At 34.4% G+C, this 14,577-nt stretch carries 13 protein-coding genes; 4 read left to right on the top strand and 9 right to left on the bottom strand.

Annotated elements, in window-relative coordinates; genetic code table 11:
- Window position 1: 1 nt before the first annotated feature.
- From BMY39_RS09600 to BMY39_RS09610, 3 genes are read right to left on the bottom strand one after another with little or no spacing between them, the layout of a single operon-like run.
- Complete coding sequence (locus tag BMY39_RS09600; RefSeq protein ID WP_092578967.1) at window positions 2-1,018, bottom strand: XdhC family protein; 1,017 nt, start codon at window positions 1,016-1,018, stop codon at window positions 2-4.
- An 8-nt stretch (window positions 1,019-1,026) separates the two neighbouring features.
- Window positions 1,027-3,234 (bottom strand): xanthine dehydrogenase family protein molybdopterin-binding subunit, encoded by a 2,208-nt coding sequence (locus BMY39_RS09605; RefSeq protein WP_092578969.1) that lies wholly within the window; start codon window positions 3,232-3,234, stop codon window positions 1,027-1,029.
- A 19-nt stretch (window positions 3,235-3,253) separates the two neighbouring features.
- Entirely contained in the window at window positions 3,254-3,715 is a 462-nt protein-coding gene (locus tag BMY39_RS09610; protein ID WP_092578971.1) for a (2Fe-2S)-binding protein, read from the bottom strand.
- Between the two features lie 198 nt (window positions 3,716-3,913).
- Here BMY39_RS09610 and BMY39_RS09615 point away from each other — a divergent pair, with 198 nt between their 5' ends.
- Window positions 3,914-4,126: a hypothetical protein gene (locus tag BMY39_RS09615; protein ID WP_143064763.1), complete on the top strand. Its 213-nt coding sequence runs from the start codon at window positions 3,914-3,916 to the stop codon at window positions 4,124-4,126.
- 161 nt (window positions 4,127-4,287) lie between these two features.
- Here BMY39_RS09615 and BMY39_RS09620 read toward each other — a convergent pair whose 3' ends face one another.
- The 5 genes from BMY39_RS09620 to BMY39_RS09640 form a co-directional block, all read right to left on the bottom strand.
- Window positions 4,288-5,247, bottom strand: coding sequence for a YheT family hydrolase (locus tag BMY39_RS09620; protein WP_092578975.1), 960 nt, complete (start codon window positions 5,245-5,247; stop codon window positions 4,288-4,290).
- Between the two features lie 30 nt (window positions 5,248-5,277).
- Window positions 5,278-5,925: a TonB-dependent receptor plug domain-containing protein gene (locus BMY39_RS09625; protein ID WP_092578977.1), complete on the bottom strand. Its 648-nt coding sequence runs from the start codon at window positions 5,923-5,925 to the stop codon at window positions 5,278-5,280.
- 62 nt (window positions 5,926-5,987) lie between these two features.
- Complete coding sequence (ade, locus tag BMY39_RS09630; RefSeq protein WP_092578979.1) at window positions 5,988-7,607, bottom strand: adenine deaminase; 1,620 nt, start codon at window positions 7,605-7,607, stop codon at window positions 5,988-5,990.
- 49 nt (window positions 7,608-7,656) lie between these two features.
- Entirely contained in the window at window positions 7,657-8,970 is a 1,314-nt protein-coding gene (gene tilS / locus BMY39_RS09635; protein WP_092578981.1) for a tRNA lysidine(34) synthetase TilS, read from the bottom strand.
- Window positions 8,971-9,034: 64 nt separating this feature from the next.
- Window positions 9,035-9,646, bottom strand: coding sequence for a hypothetical protein (locus tag BMY39_RS09640; RefSeq protein WP_143064764.1), 612 nt, complete (start codon window positions 9,644-9,646; stop codon window positions 9,035-9,037).
- Window positions 9,647-10,040: 394 nt separating this feature from the next.
- On the opposite strand from BMY39_RS09640, the gene BMY39_RS09645 reads away from it, so the two are divergent.
- On the top strand, window positions 10,041-10,733 hold the full coding sequence (locus tag BMY39_RS09645) for a hypothetical protein (RefSeq protein ID WP_092578985.1): 693 nt from the start codon (window positions 10,041-10,043) through the stop codon (window positions 10,731-10,733).
- Here BMY39_RS09645 and BMY39_RS09650 read toward each other — a convergent pair.
- Window positions 10,730-12,022, bottom strand: coding sequence for an anthranilate synthase component I family protein (locus tag BMY39_RS09650; RefSeq protein WP_092578987.1), 1,293 nt, complete (start codon window positions 12,020-12,022; stop codon window positions 10,730-10,732). The two genes, BMY39_RS09645 and BMY39_RS09650, sit on opposite strands and share 4 nt — an antisense overlap.
- A 77-nt stretch (window positions 12,023-12,099) precedes the next feature.
- Between BMY39_RS09650 and BMY39_RS09655 the strand changes: the two genes are divergently transcribed.
- Together BMY39_RS09655 and BMY39_RS09660 are read left to right on the top strand one after the other, a co-directional pair.
- Entirely contained in the window at window positions 12,100-12,987 is an 888-nt protein-coding gene (locus tag BMY39_RS09655) for an aldose 1-epimerase family protein (protein ID WP_092578989.1), read from the top strand.
- A 42-nt stretch (window positions 12,988-13,029) separates the two neighbouring features.
- Entirely contained in the window at window positions 13,030-14,382 is a 1,353-nt protein-coding gene (locus BMY39_RS09660; RefSeq protein WP_092578991.1) for a DEAD/DEAH box helicase, read from the top strand.
- Window positions 14,383-14,577 lie beyond the last annotated feature (195 nt).

Genomic DNA, 14,577 nt, shown 5'->3' on the forward strand with positions numbered 1-14,577 from the left:
GCTAACGTTTCGAATGAATACTTCCCAATTTTTTACTGAGTGATATGGGGTTACGTTTTCTGGTGAAAGATAAAATCTCTGAAATAATGGAAATAGCAATTTCCTGTGGGGTCTCTGAACCAATATTCAAACCTGCAGGACCATGAATAACATCCAAAAATCCATCTGAAACTTCCGGGCAGTATTCTATAAATTGAGAGAGTAAATCTTCTCGTCGTTTCGTTGGTCCAAGAAGCCCAATATAACTGGGGTTTGTGTTTTTTAAGGCCACTAAATGACGTAAATCATAAGCAAAATTATGCGTCATTAAAACGATAGCTGTCTGATCATCAATAGATGAAACATCTAAATTTTCAGGCGTAGTTGGGATTAAGGTTTTTGCTCCAGGAAAGTTATCTATCGACTTTGATTCTGAAACTCCTGCAACAATTGCTACTTCCCAACCAGTTATCGCAGCGTATTGACATAATTGTACGGCATCATGTTCTGCGCCAATAATCATCAACTTATAACATGGTGGCATCGCTTGACGAAAAACCAAGCTGTCTTCTTTTTTTGAATATCTTTCAGAAATATTAAATTTATCCTTTCCTATTTTTAATTCAGAACCTGCACCTTCAAAAACACCTTCTTTCTTTTCATAATACGAAATGAGATCAAATGGTTTTCTGTCATTCAAACATTTAAAAAAAGAAGATTCAAAAGTTGGCTCTAAACTAACTTGCTCTAATAAAATATAAAGTACACCTTCACATCCTAAACGGTATCTACCATCATAAGTCATCATTTTAGATTGTCCCGTTTTAAAAACAGACTGCGCCTGTAACAACACTTCTTTTTCTACACAGCCACCGCTTACGGCGCCTATCATTGTGTTGTCTTCCATAATCAACATACGTACTCCAGGTCTTCGATATGAAGAACCATCTAAATCCACTACCGAGGCTAAAACAGATTTTAAGCCTCTGTTTTTAGCATTTACAGCTTCTTCTATGATATTCTTAAATTCGTGCGTCATCGTGAATGTTACCCTACTATGCTGGATTTTGAATTCATATTATTCATATAGGGGAATTTCGTTAAACGCTTACCTGTGGCCTTGTAAATCGCATTTGCAACCGCAGCACCTACAGGTGGCAGCGTTGGCTCACCTAATCCTGTTGGCGCAATATCGCTTTCAACAAAATGCACGTCTACCTTAGGAGTTTGTCCTATTCTGATTAATTGATAGGAATTAAAGTTATTGGCAGTTGGTACACCGTTTTTAAAACCAAAATCGGCATACAAAGCGTGACCAATACCATCTAAAACACCACCCTTAGCTTGATTCATAGCACCTAACGGATTTACTACAATACCACAATCTATAGCACAGGTCACTTTTTTTACTACTGGAATACCATTTTCCATAGTGACATCTGCAACCTCAGCTACATGCGTATTGTGACAATAGTAAACTGATAAGCCTTGATAAACACCATCTGCAGTTTTACCCCAGTTGGATTTGTCTACCACCATTTTTAAAACACCCTGCAATCGCTCTGGGCTGTACTCTATTTTTGCATCAGGATTCTTTTTTACATTATCTAACAAATCCATATGTAGTTGCACTCGGTCTACACCCAACTCTTCTGCTAACTCATCAAAAAAACTTTGTTCTGCACTCGCTAAAAAATTGGTATATGGCGCTCTCCAAGCACCCACAGTAATATTACTTTTTAATTGGGCACTATCCACTTGGTAATTTTCAATAGCTCCAGCAGGGAAAAAGTTAGGAATTAATCCATACATATTACTATTAACGCACGCTTCTTTAAGATGGTATCCAGTAAGTTTTCCATCTTTTATAGAAGCCGCGATTTTATATTTACTAGCAGGACGATACACACCAGTAGTCATATCATCTTCTCTGGTAGAGACCATCTTAACTGGTTTCTTTATAGCATCGGAAATTTCTGCTACTTCTAAAACATAGTCATTGTAAAGTCGTCTGCCAAAACCACCGCCCATTCTAGTAAGATCTACATGAACATCTTCTACAGGTCGCCCTAACATACTTGCTACAGCATTTGCGGCAGCTTCAGGTGTTTGGGTTGGCCCAACCAAATGCACTTTATCAGCAGTAACATTGGCAAAGAAATTCATTGGCTCCAAAGTATTATGTGGTAAAAATGTAGATTCATAAACACGTTCTAAAACTTTATCGGCATCAGCAAAGGCCTTTTTCACATTACCGTCTTTACGTCGTGTTTTAAAAGTTTCACCCTCTAATAAACTTAGTAATTTTACATCATGATCTTCAGAACTCTCTAATTCAGAATCTGTTTTCCAATTGGCAGTAATGGCTTTTTTTCCTTTTATAACATCCCACGTTGTATTTCCAATAACCACTACTTTATCTGTTGTACTTAATTTTACACTCCAATTTGGTTTTCCTTCATTTAATAACATTCGCGCTTTTTCGCCAATTGTGATTACATCTATAACCCCAGGAAGTGCTTTGGCTTTTGTAGCATCATAAGAGTCTAAAACCTGCCCAAAAGCTGGAGGTCTTAAAACTGAAGCATACACCATGCCTTCTTCTTTATAATCTAAACCAAATAAAGGTTTTCCTGTGGTAATCTTATCGATATCAACATTACGTTTTCCTTTACCTATAATTTTAAAATCCTTTGGATCTTTTAAAGTAATTTCTTCTGGAACTTCTAAATTAGCTGCAGATTCAACAACATCGCCGTACCCAAGTGTTTCTCCGTTGGAATTGGTAATAACACCTGCGCTAGCAGTACAGGTACTGGCATCTACGCCCCAGCGTGCAGCAGCTGCATTTACCAGCATTTGTTTTGCAGTAGCCCCTGTTTCACGTAAGGGCTGCCAACTTCTTCGAATAGATTGACTACCACCAGCAACTTGACCACTAAAATTTTCAGTATCTAAAGGTGCCTGAACCACGTAAACGTCTTCCCAAGGAACATCTAACTCTTCAGCAATTATCATTGGCATAGATGTTTTCACCCCTTGTCCAATTTCTGGGTTAACAGAGTATATCGTCACTTTTCCTTCCGGTGATATTTTAATGTATGCGTTGAAATCCTTATAATTAAGCTGACTTAAATCTACAGGTAGCTCTACATCTGATTTGCAGGCATTAAACAGGTTAAACCCAATTAACATACCGCCACTTGCTAATGCCGATGTTTTTAAGAATGACCTTCTACTAAATGTATGTTTCATTTTCTTCGTTATGATTGGATTAACTTATTTTTTCTGATGCTAATTTTACAGCTTCCTCGATACTATTGTAAGACGCACATCTGCAAATATTACCGTTCATGGCGTTTCTAATTTCATCTCTTGAAGGATTTGGATTTTCATCAAGAAATGCAGAAGCCGTCATAATTTGTCCTGCTTGACAATAACCACATTGCGGGACATCAATTTCCTTCCAAGCCTTTTGTACAGGGTGATCGTTATGTTCAGAAAGCCCTTCAATGGTTGTAATCTCCATATCTTCAACTTGAGATACTTGAAGCAAACAGCTTCTTGTAGCACTACCATCTAAATGAATAGTACATGCGCCGCATTGCCCAATACCACAACCAAATTTAGTGCCTACAAGCCCAATATGATCTCGCAAAACCCAAAGCAATGGTGTGTCGGCATCAGCCTCAACAATGTGTTTCTTGTTATTAATTTTTAAGTTGAACGTTGGCATAGTATTAAATTTTTATTCAATATAGAAAAAATAATTTTCAATAAATCTCTAAAAATCTGTTTTAACATTGCTTTAATTTTTAAAAATCACCTTAAGTTATTCTTATTTTATTCTGTTTACATCTAATGCATCTACCTTTTATTTGTTCCTACTAAAAAAATAAACCTATTTTTAATGGTTGAATGTTTTAAAATACAGATGATAAATTCAAAACGTATTGGCCAAATATTTGGTCCTATTTTATTTATAATCATTAGATTATTCTTTAATCCTGAAGGACTATCTGATGATGCCAATGGTATTTTGGCTTCAACCGTTTGGATTGCTATTTGGTGGATCACTGAAGCTATTACGCAGCAGCTGCATTATTGCCTATTGTGCTTTTATGCTCCCTGTAGCAACTCCACGTAATGCTGTCGTTTTTGGTTAAGGCTACTTAAGAATTGCACATATCATAAGTAAAGGAATTGTGATGAATATTATCTCTATTGTACTCTTAAACTATTCATATATTTTGTACTTCCAGAATTATGGGACATTGCTATTGAAGGATTTCCTGAGAGCCTAAAACGCTAGTTAAATTGTTGAATAAACTCAAATGCACGCCTTTCATTATAGTACACATTATTTCTATCAATAAAACCAGAATGTCCGCCATAATTAGGCATTTCTAAAAACACATTTGTATTGTCTTTGGCATTTTTCACAGGGTAACATTCAGGGGATAAAAACGAATCGTTTAATGCATTTATGATTAGCGTAGGAACTTCAATGTTATCAAGAAATTGTAGGCTAGAACATTTTTTATAATAATCTTCAGCATCTTTAAACCCATGTGCTTTAGATGTGTATACATTATCAAAATCATGTAGTGTTTTAATCGAGGTTATCTCCTCAATCTTTATCTCATCTGGAAAACGTTCTTGCTTCTTTTGAAGTCTTTTCACTAAAGGTTTTAAAAACCGATCATGGTACAGCTTATTTTTAATAGCGTGTAGTTCTTTGGCCGCACCTGATAAATTACATGGCACAGATACAGCTATACCAGCTTTTACTTCTTTTGGCACGCTATTGCTTTCACCTAAATATTTCAAAATAATATTAGCACCAAGACTTATTCCCTTCAAATATATCTCTGAATAGTTTTTATTTGAAATGGCATGCTGAATGACCTCAATTAAATCTCCCGTCGCTCCGGAATGATAACTGTAATAAAACCTATTGTCTTCTCCACTACAGCCTCTAAAATTTACGCAAACAGCATCTATACCATTTTCGTTGAATAATTTAGCTGCACCGGTTACATAAGGTCGTTGCCCGTGACCTTCCAGTCCATGTAAAAGAATAATGAGTTTATTAGATTTTACTTTGGAAAAACTCCAGTCTAAATCTAAAAAATCACCGTCGTTTAATGTGATGCGTTCTCGTTCCTGTATTAAACTAATACTTCTAAATAGTCCTGAATAAACGGTGGTGACATACCCGTTTTTGAGATAAAATGGTGGTTTGTAGGTTGACTCTAGTACTGGCATTATCTAATTGATATTAGTTTAACCAATACATTATTTCATTAAATTTATTATTATAACTCCATTTGCACCCCTAACGCCGTACTCTGCGGCTTTGGAGTCTTTTATGATGGTTACCGATTTTATTTGATTCGGATCTATATCAATGATGTTACTAACAGGTGAACCATTAACTATGAACAATGGATCTGTTGAGCTATTAAAACTGGTAATACCCCTTATAACAACTCTATTATCTGCACTAACTTGAACCCCACTTACCCTAGCTCTAAAATAGTCGTAAACGGTGTTAAACATCATCGGAGCTCTTTCCTTTTTTCTCTTCTTTTTTTGGACAGGTTGGTTTAATGCCAAATTAATATTCATACTATCCTTAACGTAAATAACTTCCAAGTCCTTTTCACCATTATAAGCAACTTCTTTAACGCCATAAACAGATGATAAAAACATTAACTTTAATGGTGCTTTTTTCAATTTCAATTTAAAACTGCCTTTATCATCAGTTTTAACATCCATTTTTTTATCATCAATAAAGACTGAAGCATTTACAACCGGTCGTCCTATAGAATCCATTACTTTTCCTTTAATGACAGTTTTCGAGCTTTTCTGAGCGTTCCCTATCGAAACACTAAATAAAACAGCAACTATAATATAACTTATTAACTTTTTTGTAATCATCATTTGGATACTCTAATAGGTTAATTTTTCTAAAAATAACGAAAAGGTTAATACCTTGAAAATAATTAACATTCTATATTAATAAATTTAAAATTATCACCATCAAACAATCCTTTATCACTTAATTTTAATGATGGAATAACAAGTAAAGCCATAAAGGAAAGCGTCATATAAGGCGCATATAAATTACTCCCCAATTGTTTAGCAAACTTATCTAATTCCGCATAGGATTTTCCAATAGTTTCACCATCTTTATCGCTCATAATTCCTGCAACAGGTAGTGGTACAATTTTTTCGTTAGCATTAGAAACCGCACAGATACCGCCTTTGTTTTTAATAATTAAATTCACAGCATTACAAATAACCTCATCTGAAACACCAACAGCAATAATATTGTGGGAGTCGTGACCAACGGAAGATGCTATTGCGCCCTCTTTCAATCCGAAATTTTTTATAAACGCAATCGCTGGTTTTTGGTTTTGATAACGGTTGACTACGGTTATTTTTAGTATGTCATTTATGGTATTTGAAACTAGATTGCCCTTTTCAACTCTAGCTTCTGCAATTAATTCATTAGTAACTAACTGTCCTTCTAAAGCTTCAATGACTCTTATATTTTTTGAAAACGATTCGAGTTTGAAATCTGAAACCACCTTCTTTTCGCAATTAAAATTGTTTAAATTTTCAAATGATACTGGTTTAATTAAAGATTTTCCATTCTTAAAAACTAATTCGCCATTGATGTAGGTTTGAAGTGTTTTGAAATTCACCAAATCTTCAACCACAATAAAATCAGCTAAGTCGCCGGCTTTCAATAAACCAACATCGAGACTATAATGTTTTACAGGATTTACACAAGCCGCATGCAATACTTTAAAAACATCTATACCTTTTGAAACTGATCTGACACATAATTGATTAATATGCCCTACCAGTAAATCGTCTGGGTGTTTATCGTCACTACAGAACATCATCTTTTCAAAATGCTTTGGTAACAAGTCGATTAATGCTTCAAAGTTTTTAGCAGCACTTCCCTCGCGTATCAAAATCTTCATACCTTTTTGAAGCTTTTCTAAGGCTTCTTCGAACGTAAAACACTCGTGGTCTGTTGAAATTCCAGTATTTATATACTTTGAAATATCATCCCCTCTTACTCCTGGTGCATGCCCATCAATAGGTTTATTAAAATGTCTTGCCCATTCTATTTTCTTTAAAACTTCTTCATCATCATATAAAACACCTGGGTAATTCATCATTTCCGCTAGGTATTTGATATCGGAATGTTCTAATAGTTTTTTAATTCCTTCGGAATTTATAACGGCTCCGGCTGATTCAAAATTAGTTGCAGGTACACAAGACGGTGCTCCAAAATTGAATTTAAAAGGGACTTGTTTACCATTTTCAATCATAAACTCTACACCTGCCACACCCAAAACATTAGCGATTTCGTGCGGATCTGAAACCGTGGCGACTGTACCATGTTTTACTGCTATTTTAGCAAATTCTGAAGGCACTAACATGGAACTTTCTATATGAATATGGGCATCTATAAATCCAGGAAGAATATAATGTTGTACATAATGATTTTTTTCTTCAATCGATACAATTTTACCATTTTCAAAAGTGATTTCACCTTTGTAAATGCTTTTGTTTTGTATGTCTACTATTTGACCTTGGATTTTCATATTTAGATGGTCTTGTTGACGAAACACCTCGACTGCACTCGGTGTAACACTAATCTTTCAATTCTATTTTCATAATTTGTTTAGTTGTTTCAGTAACCTTAAACCTATCATCAGCTCTTCTATTTATAACCCAAACAATGTCTTCTCCCGAACATAATAACCAAGTATTTTCTTTATCCAAAAGGGAAAACTTTTCATCTTTAAAATACTTACTCAACTTCTTTTTCCCTTGCATTCCCAAGGGATAAAACACATCGCCTTCTTGACGTTTCCTTAATTGAAGTGGATATTTCAATTTATCTTTATCTACATAAATTGCATTGGGTTTGTCCCTAGAAATTGTATCTGCTTCGTTAAAAAATAAAACTCCAAAAGGTGTTTCTTTTTTGGTTTCGTTTTTTGAAATTGAAATTGTTTCGCTTTCTTCAAAGGAAATTGTACTTAGCAGTAAATGGTCTCGATTTTTAATGAGACGGTGCGTGTTGGACAGTACTTGCTTACCCGTTTCTGCATCCAATAAATCCAACATATCATTCCACTCTGTAAAACCAAAACTTTTAAACACCTCAAACAAATACGCTTTGGGATTATTTACCTTTTTGAATTCTGAAATTTTAAAAGCAATATGATCGTTATTCATAGTTGTAATTGCACGCTTTAAAACAGCATTTGTGCTTTCCTCAACAATATCTGCAGTATCTCTTAAATTTTCTAAAGTAGATTGAAAACTTTGTAATAAACTTGGATTGATTTCCTTTAGAATCGGCACCACTTCATGCCGTAATTTATTTCGTAAATATTTAACCGATTTGTTACTGCTATCGTCTCGCCATTTGATGTTATTTTCTTTAGCAAACACTTCAATTTGTTCGCTTGAAAATGGTAATAACGGACGCACAAATTTACCATTTACTTCAGGAATTCCTGTTAAACCTTCTAGCCCTGTTCCTCTAGTAAAATTGATTAAAAATGTTTCTAAATTATCGTCAGCGTGGTGTGCCGTTAAAATATAATCGAATTGTAATTGTTCTGCTAATTCGCTAAACCAATTATAGCGCAACTCTCGAGCCGACATCTGAATGGAACGTTTGTTATCCTCAGCATATTGCTTTGTATCAAAACGTTGCGCAAAAACCTCTAAATCTAGGTTTTCCGCTAGTTCTACAACAAAATCTTCATCAGCATCACTTTCATCTCCTCTTAGATTGAAATTGCAATGTGCTAGAGCTATTTTTAAACCTGATTTATGGCATAAATGGGTTAACACTACACTATCAATACCTCCAGAAATAGCAATTAGAATTTTACTTTCTTTTAGGAAAGAGAATTTTTTATCAATATGTATTTTGAAATCTTGTTGCACACATCAAAGTTATTGAAATTAAGATGTACGCAATAATTTATAAGTCATAAAATACAACAACACATTATTGAACTCTAAAAAAATAATGTCCGTCTGTTCCATTTCTGGTAAAGGTAATGTTACAACTTTTAAATTTTATTTGATTTTCTAACGTATTGTAACTATCAAATATATCTGCATTGTTTTGATTCTCAGTGCTAAACACATTATTTCTTGCATTAACAATACAATAATCACCCGTTGTGTTAATTGAGATACCTAATCTATACTCATAAAAAAGATTATCGTTTGTGAGTTCTGGAAGGTAATCAATAGCTTCGGAACATACATTAAAACTGAAGGGTTCTCCAATATCGTAGCTTATCGTTGCATCTGTAAATACTTCTGCGTTGACTTCTGTTTGATTAACAAGTTTTAAGACGAATAATCCATCTAAAAATACTTGAGTATCTGTTATGAGTTCTGGCGTAGTAGCTTCAGTGCAATAATCCACAAGCATTGATGATATTTGCGCATTAAGCCAAATAGTCTGATCTACAGCATAGGTTTCAACTATGTTTTCTACATTTATTTCATAAACTTCAGGGTCTTCTAAACCACATTCGTCTGTAGCGTCTTCACATAAAACAGCCATAAAAAGTGGCGCCAATACAATAAACTTTAAGTGTTTTTTCATAAGTTCTTTTATATTAAGATGCATTTCTTTGTAAAGGTTGCGTAAAACAAACGAATTAAATTTTATTTTATTCTTGTATAGTAGTGAAGACGCAAACTTTTTAGGGTTGTACGCTTCATTAGGTTTCAACTGCGCTAAACCTGAAAGTAATTAAAGCAAACCAGCATAAATCTAGTTTTTGCAAACTAAGCTTGCAGATAGGTGCGCAAGGGATTGCAGCGGCAGCTTTTGGCGAGGCGTGCATCGAGCCAAAACTATTAGCGGAAAGCTCGACCCTTTAGGGTTGCGCCATAATGTATATAAGCATCATAAATCAATTTTTGTATGACAAAAATCATATGTCCATTTTAGTTTTTTTGTAACTTTAAGACAGTAATATTAAAATTGTTGAGCCATGTGTACGATAGATAAATTAACGGATAAAGCTACCAAATCTGAATTTGATAAAAGGGTGATTTCTGCCACACAACATTTGCAAGCTTATGTAAAACATCGCCTGTATATCGCGGAGTCTACCAAGATTATCCCGAAGAACATGTATAAATCTCATGATATTATAGACGAAGGTATCGCGAAATTTTACGAAAAAGGATACAATGTTGATGCCGATGCGGCCATTATTAAAATTGAACTGTTTAAAATTGTAGATGCCGATTTGGATGAGCTTTTTAAAAAGGAAGCGTTCCACCAAAACACTATGAGCACACACTCCATTTTAACGGATGAATTGGATGGTTTGGACGAAAAATTTACCGTAGATGAAGACTTTGATTTTATTATGAATGACGAGTTAAGCGATATCTCGTACCATCAAGACCAGGAAAAAAAGCACGTGTTCGTTTATGACGACAAGAATGCATCTATTGAAAATGCACTAGAAATCTCTGATATATCCGCTAAACGCAATAAATATTTACTGGGGAAATTCTATACCTATTTACCACTAAGAGTTTCTGATGTGGTAGATTTATTCATTTTTGGAAAATTAAGTTTTGAAGATATTGCGAAAATTAAGAATATTGAAGTAAAACGCGTAGAACGTATTTTGGACTTAGTGATGGAAGATTTTAAAGAACATCTAGATTAGTTCTCTAAAACTTCGCGCATTGCTTTAGCCTTTACCAGACATTCCTCGTATTCCTTCAGAGGGTCACTTTTTGCTGTAATCGCACCGCCAACCGAATACGAGATGTACTTTGCCGATGCGTTGTACAAAATACTTCTAATTACTACATTAAAATCGAAATTACCATCTGGTGAAAAATAACCTATACCACCAGAATACACCCCGCGCTTGGTTTCCTCTAAAGTCTCAATAATTTTCATAGCGGAAACTTTTGGTGCTCCCGTCATACTTCCCATAGGGAAAGTGCTTTTTATAACATCCACAGGATGTGTAGATTTGTCTACTTTTGAAGTTACTGTAGAAATCATTTGGTGCACTTGGTCGAATGTGTAAATTTTACAAAGTTCCTCAACTATTACACTACCTTTTAATGCAGTTTTAGATAGATCGTTACGCACCAAATCAACTATCATGATATTTTCACTACGCTCCTTTTCGTCATTTTGCAATGCATTTCTTAGTTGTAAATCTTCTTTAAGGTTATTAGAACGCTTTGCTGTTCCCTTTATGGGTTGCGAAATAATGGTCTCATTCTCTTTTTTTATGTAGCGCTCTGGTGAAGCGCACAATACATATTTATCAAAAAACTTAACAAAAGACGCAAAAGGCGCATTGGAGATGTTGTTTAAATTTTGGTAGGTTTCCAAAGGATGTATACATGTGTTTTCTGCATAAAACTCCTGACAAAAATTAGCTTCGTAAATATCCCCACGATGTATATGTTCTAAAATACGGTTTACCTTTTGGAAATATTCGTCTTTGTGGATTCTAAGTTTTATTTTAATATCACTACAGAGATTGCCTCGTTCTAATTCCTTGTAACTATAAATGTTTTCTAAATCTTCTTTTAGCTCATCATCCACGCATTTTAAATATTGAACTTCTAGACGATTTCCCTTAAGAAAAAACAATTTTTTGGGCTGAAAGAAGTACAAATCCGGGAAGCCTAAACCATCAACATTTTGCGACTTTAAATCTTCAGTGTCGTTTTTTAAATCGTAAGTTAAATAGCCAAAAATCCAATCATTAGTATTGGTTTGGTATTCCTTTAATTTCTCAAATCCATCATTAAAATCTGTTTGAATACTCGTAAACGCATCAACAGCTAAAACCGCATCATAGCTTGTGAATTTCTGCGTATAGTCGTTAGAATCTAACCAAACCACATCATCGTATTGTTGCGCCCAAATCAGTAATTGATTTTTAAATTCGGAAACATGCGCTATGTTATGATTTTGTATTGTTCTCAATAGCAAATAATAAAACCGCAAAGTTAGTTAGAATCCTTAAAATTTTATGATTTTTGTAACAGTTAAATTGTTTAGCCATGTATCACCTTCAAAACGATAAATTAAAAATTTCGGTTCAGCCAACTGGTGCTGAACTTTGTGAGATTTCATCTGTAAAACACAACACCCAATTTATGTGGAATGGAAACCCTGATGTTTGGGGTAGTTTTGCGCCTAATTTATTTCCTATTGTTGGCGGATTAAAAAACAATAGTTTTATATATAACGGCAAGCATTACAAGCTACCTAAGCATGGTTTAGTAAGAAATAGTGATGCTATTAAACTCACTAAACAGACTAAAAATAGTTTAACATTTACATTCAAATACAATGAAAAACTGTTAGAACAGTATCCGTTTAAATTTGAGTTTGACTTAACTTTCACTTTAATTGATAATACAATTGAAGTTTCACATCGTATTAAAAACATAGATACTAACACCCTATATTTCTCGGTTGGAGGGCATCCAGCTTTTAAATGTCCCGTATTTAAAAATGAAAATTATAATGATTATAGTTTAGAGTTTGAAACGAATGAGACTGCTTTTACCCACAAACTAAATCCTGATAATGGATTAGTTTCTGATAACACTGAGATTGTTTTAAAGAATACAAACAGCTTGCCATTAGAGCATAGTTTGTTTAATGAAGACGCCCTTATTTTTAAAAATTTAAAATCTCGAAAAGTAACGTTGATGAGTAAGCAAAATGGCAAAATAGTGACGGTTTCTTATCCTGACTTTAATTATTTAGGTATTTGGGCAAAACCTCATGGTAATTTTGTATGTATAGAACCTTGGTTAGGAGTTGCTGATCATGAGGACACGAATCAAATTATAGAACAAAAAGAAGCTATTGTGGATTTGGAACCCAACAAGACTTTTACTGCTACTTACCTTATAGAAATACACAACGCACATCTTTAAAACAGGAAAATAAGCGTAACTTTGCCGCAAAACAGCATAGTTTTGACCTTTAAAGACCTAAATTTAAACACACCTTTATATAATGCCTTAGATGATTTAGGCTTTACCACACCAACCCCCATACAAGCGGAAGCCTTTAGCGTAGTAGCTTCAGGAAGAGATACTATTGGTATTGCACAAACTGGTACTGGCAAAACCTTCGCCTATATGTTACCCATTTTAAGGAATTTGAAATTCTCAACACAAGACAATCCTCGTGTTTTGGTTTTAGTGCCCACTAGAGAGTTGGTAGTACAGGTAGTTGGCGACATTGAAAAACTTTCCAAATATATTAATAACCGTGTGTTGGGTGTTTATGGCGGCACAAATATTAATACACAAAAACAGGCAGTAGCACAAGGTTTAGATATTATTGTGGCTACTCCAGGACGTTTGTATGATTTGGCCGTTAGCAGGGTATTGCAACTAAAATCAATTCAAAAATTAGTGATTGATGAAGTAGACGTGATGTTAGATTTAGGGTTTCGCCATCAACTGATCAATATTTTTGATATACTTCCAGAGCGCAGGCAAAACATTATGTTTTCTGCAACCATGACTGAAGATGTAGATGCTTTAATTTCTGATTTTTTTAAAAACCCAGAACGTGTTTCCATTGCTGTTTCTGGAACACCATTAGATAATATTTCGCAACACCGGTATAATGTGCCAAATTTTCACACCAAGGTAAATTTACTGTTGTATTTATTGCGTAACGAAGAACAGTTTAACAAAGTGCTAATTTTTGTAGCATTTAAAAGAATGGCAGACCGGTTGTTTGAAAAGCTAGACGAGTTTTTTAAAGAAGAACTCTGTGTCATTCATTCTAACAAAACACAGAATTATAGATTACGCAGTATTGAACAGTTTCGTGAAGGCCATAATAGAATTTTAATCGCTACCGATGTAATGGCACGTGGCTTGGATATTGATAATATTTCTCATGTGATAAATTTTGACACACCTTCTTATCCTGAAAACTATATGCACCGTATTGGTAGAACGGGTCGAGCAGAACGCGAAGGGGAGGCTTTGGTATTTACTACAGAAAAAGAACAGGACGCTATTGAAAGCATTGAAGTTTTAATGCAAATGAAAATCCCTATTTTAGAACTTCCTCAAGCCGTTGAGGTTTCTACAGAATTAATAGAAGAAGAACGTTTGCAAATACGAGAGCGCAACAATCCTACAAAGCGCCGTGATGAGGACACTCCCGGACCAGCATTTCATGAAAAGAAAGCTAAAAACCAAAAGGAAAATTTAGGAGGTTCTTACCGCAGAGAAATTGCTAAAAAATATAAAAAGCCTAAAACCCGCGGCGATAAGAATTATAATAAGCGGAATAAACGGAAATAATTATTGGTTGTTGGTTGCTGCTTCATTAATCTTTTTTAACCATTTTCTCGTGATACAAATGCCTAAAATGACTATTATTTTGTCCGCGTGTTATAAGTAAAGATGATGGTGATTTACCTAAACTATTATACTTGATTTATATTTCGATAATTAATTCTTGCGCCAAATCTTTGTTTATAACAAACAAAAAAATCC

The sequence above is a fragment of the Hyunsoonleella jejuensis genome (assembly GCF_900111025.1).
Classification (GTDB): domain Bacteria; phylum Bacteroidota; class Bacteroidia; order Flavobacteriales; family Flavobacteriaceae; genus Jejuia; species Jejuia jejuensis.

What these genes read in the sequence shown, in the direction of transcription:
- BMY39_RS09600 (WP_092578967.1), bottom strand. Translation starts at nt 1,018, where the DNA reads ATGACGCACGAATTTAAGAATATCATAGAAGAAGCTGTAAATGCTAAA.
- BMY39_RS09605 (WP_092578969.1), bottom strand. Translation starts at nt 3,234, where the DNA reads ATGAAACATACATTTAGTAGAAGGTCATTCTTAAAAACATCGGCATTA.
- BMY39_RS09610 (WP_092578971.1), bottom strand. Translation starts at nt 3,715, where the DNA reads ATGCCAACGTTCAACTTAAAAATTAATAACAAGAAACACATTGTTGAG.
- BMY39_RS09615 (WP_143064763.1), top strand. Translation starts at nt 3,914, where the DNA reads ATGATAAATTCAAAACGTATTGGCCAAATATTTGGTCCTATTTTATTT.
- BMY39_RS09620 (WP_092578975.1), bottom strand. Translation starts at nt 5,247, where the DNA reads ATGCCAGTACTAGAGTCAACCTACAAACCACCATTTTATCTCAAAAAC.
- BMY39_RS09625 (WP_092578977.1), bottom strand. Translation starts at nt 5,925, where the DNA reads ATGATGATTACAAAAAAGTTAATAAGTTATATTATAGTTGCTGTTTTA.
- ade (WP_092578979.1), bottom strand. Translation starts at nt 7,607, where the DNA reads ATGAAAATCCAAGGTCAAATAGTAGACATACAAAACAAAAGCATTTAC.
- BMY39_RS09640 (WP_143064764.1), bottom strand. Translation starts at nt 9,646, where the DNA reads ATGAAAAAACACTTAAAGTTTATTGTATTGGCGCCACTTTTTATGGCT.
- BMY39_RS09645 (WP_092578985.1), top strand. Translation starts at nt 10,041, where the DNA reads ATGTGTACGATAGATAAATTAACGGATAAAGCTACCAAATCTGAATTT.
- BMY39_RS09655 (WP_092578989.1), top strand. Translation starts at nt 12,100, where the DNA reads ATGTATCACCTTCAAAACGATAAATTAAAAATTTCGGTTCAGCCAACT.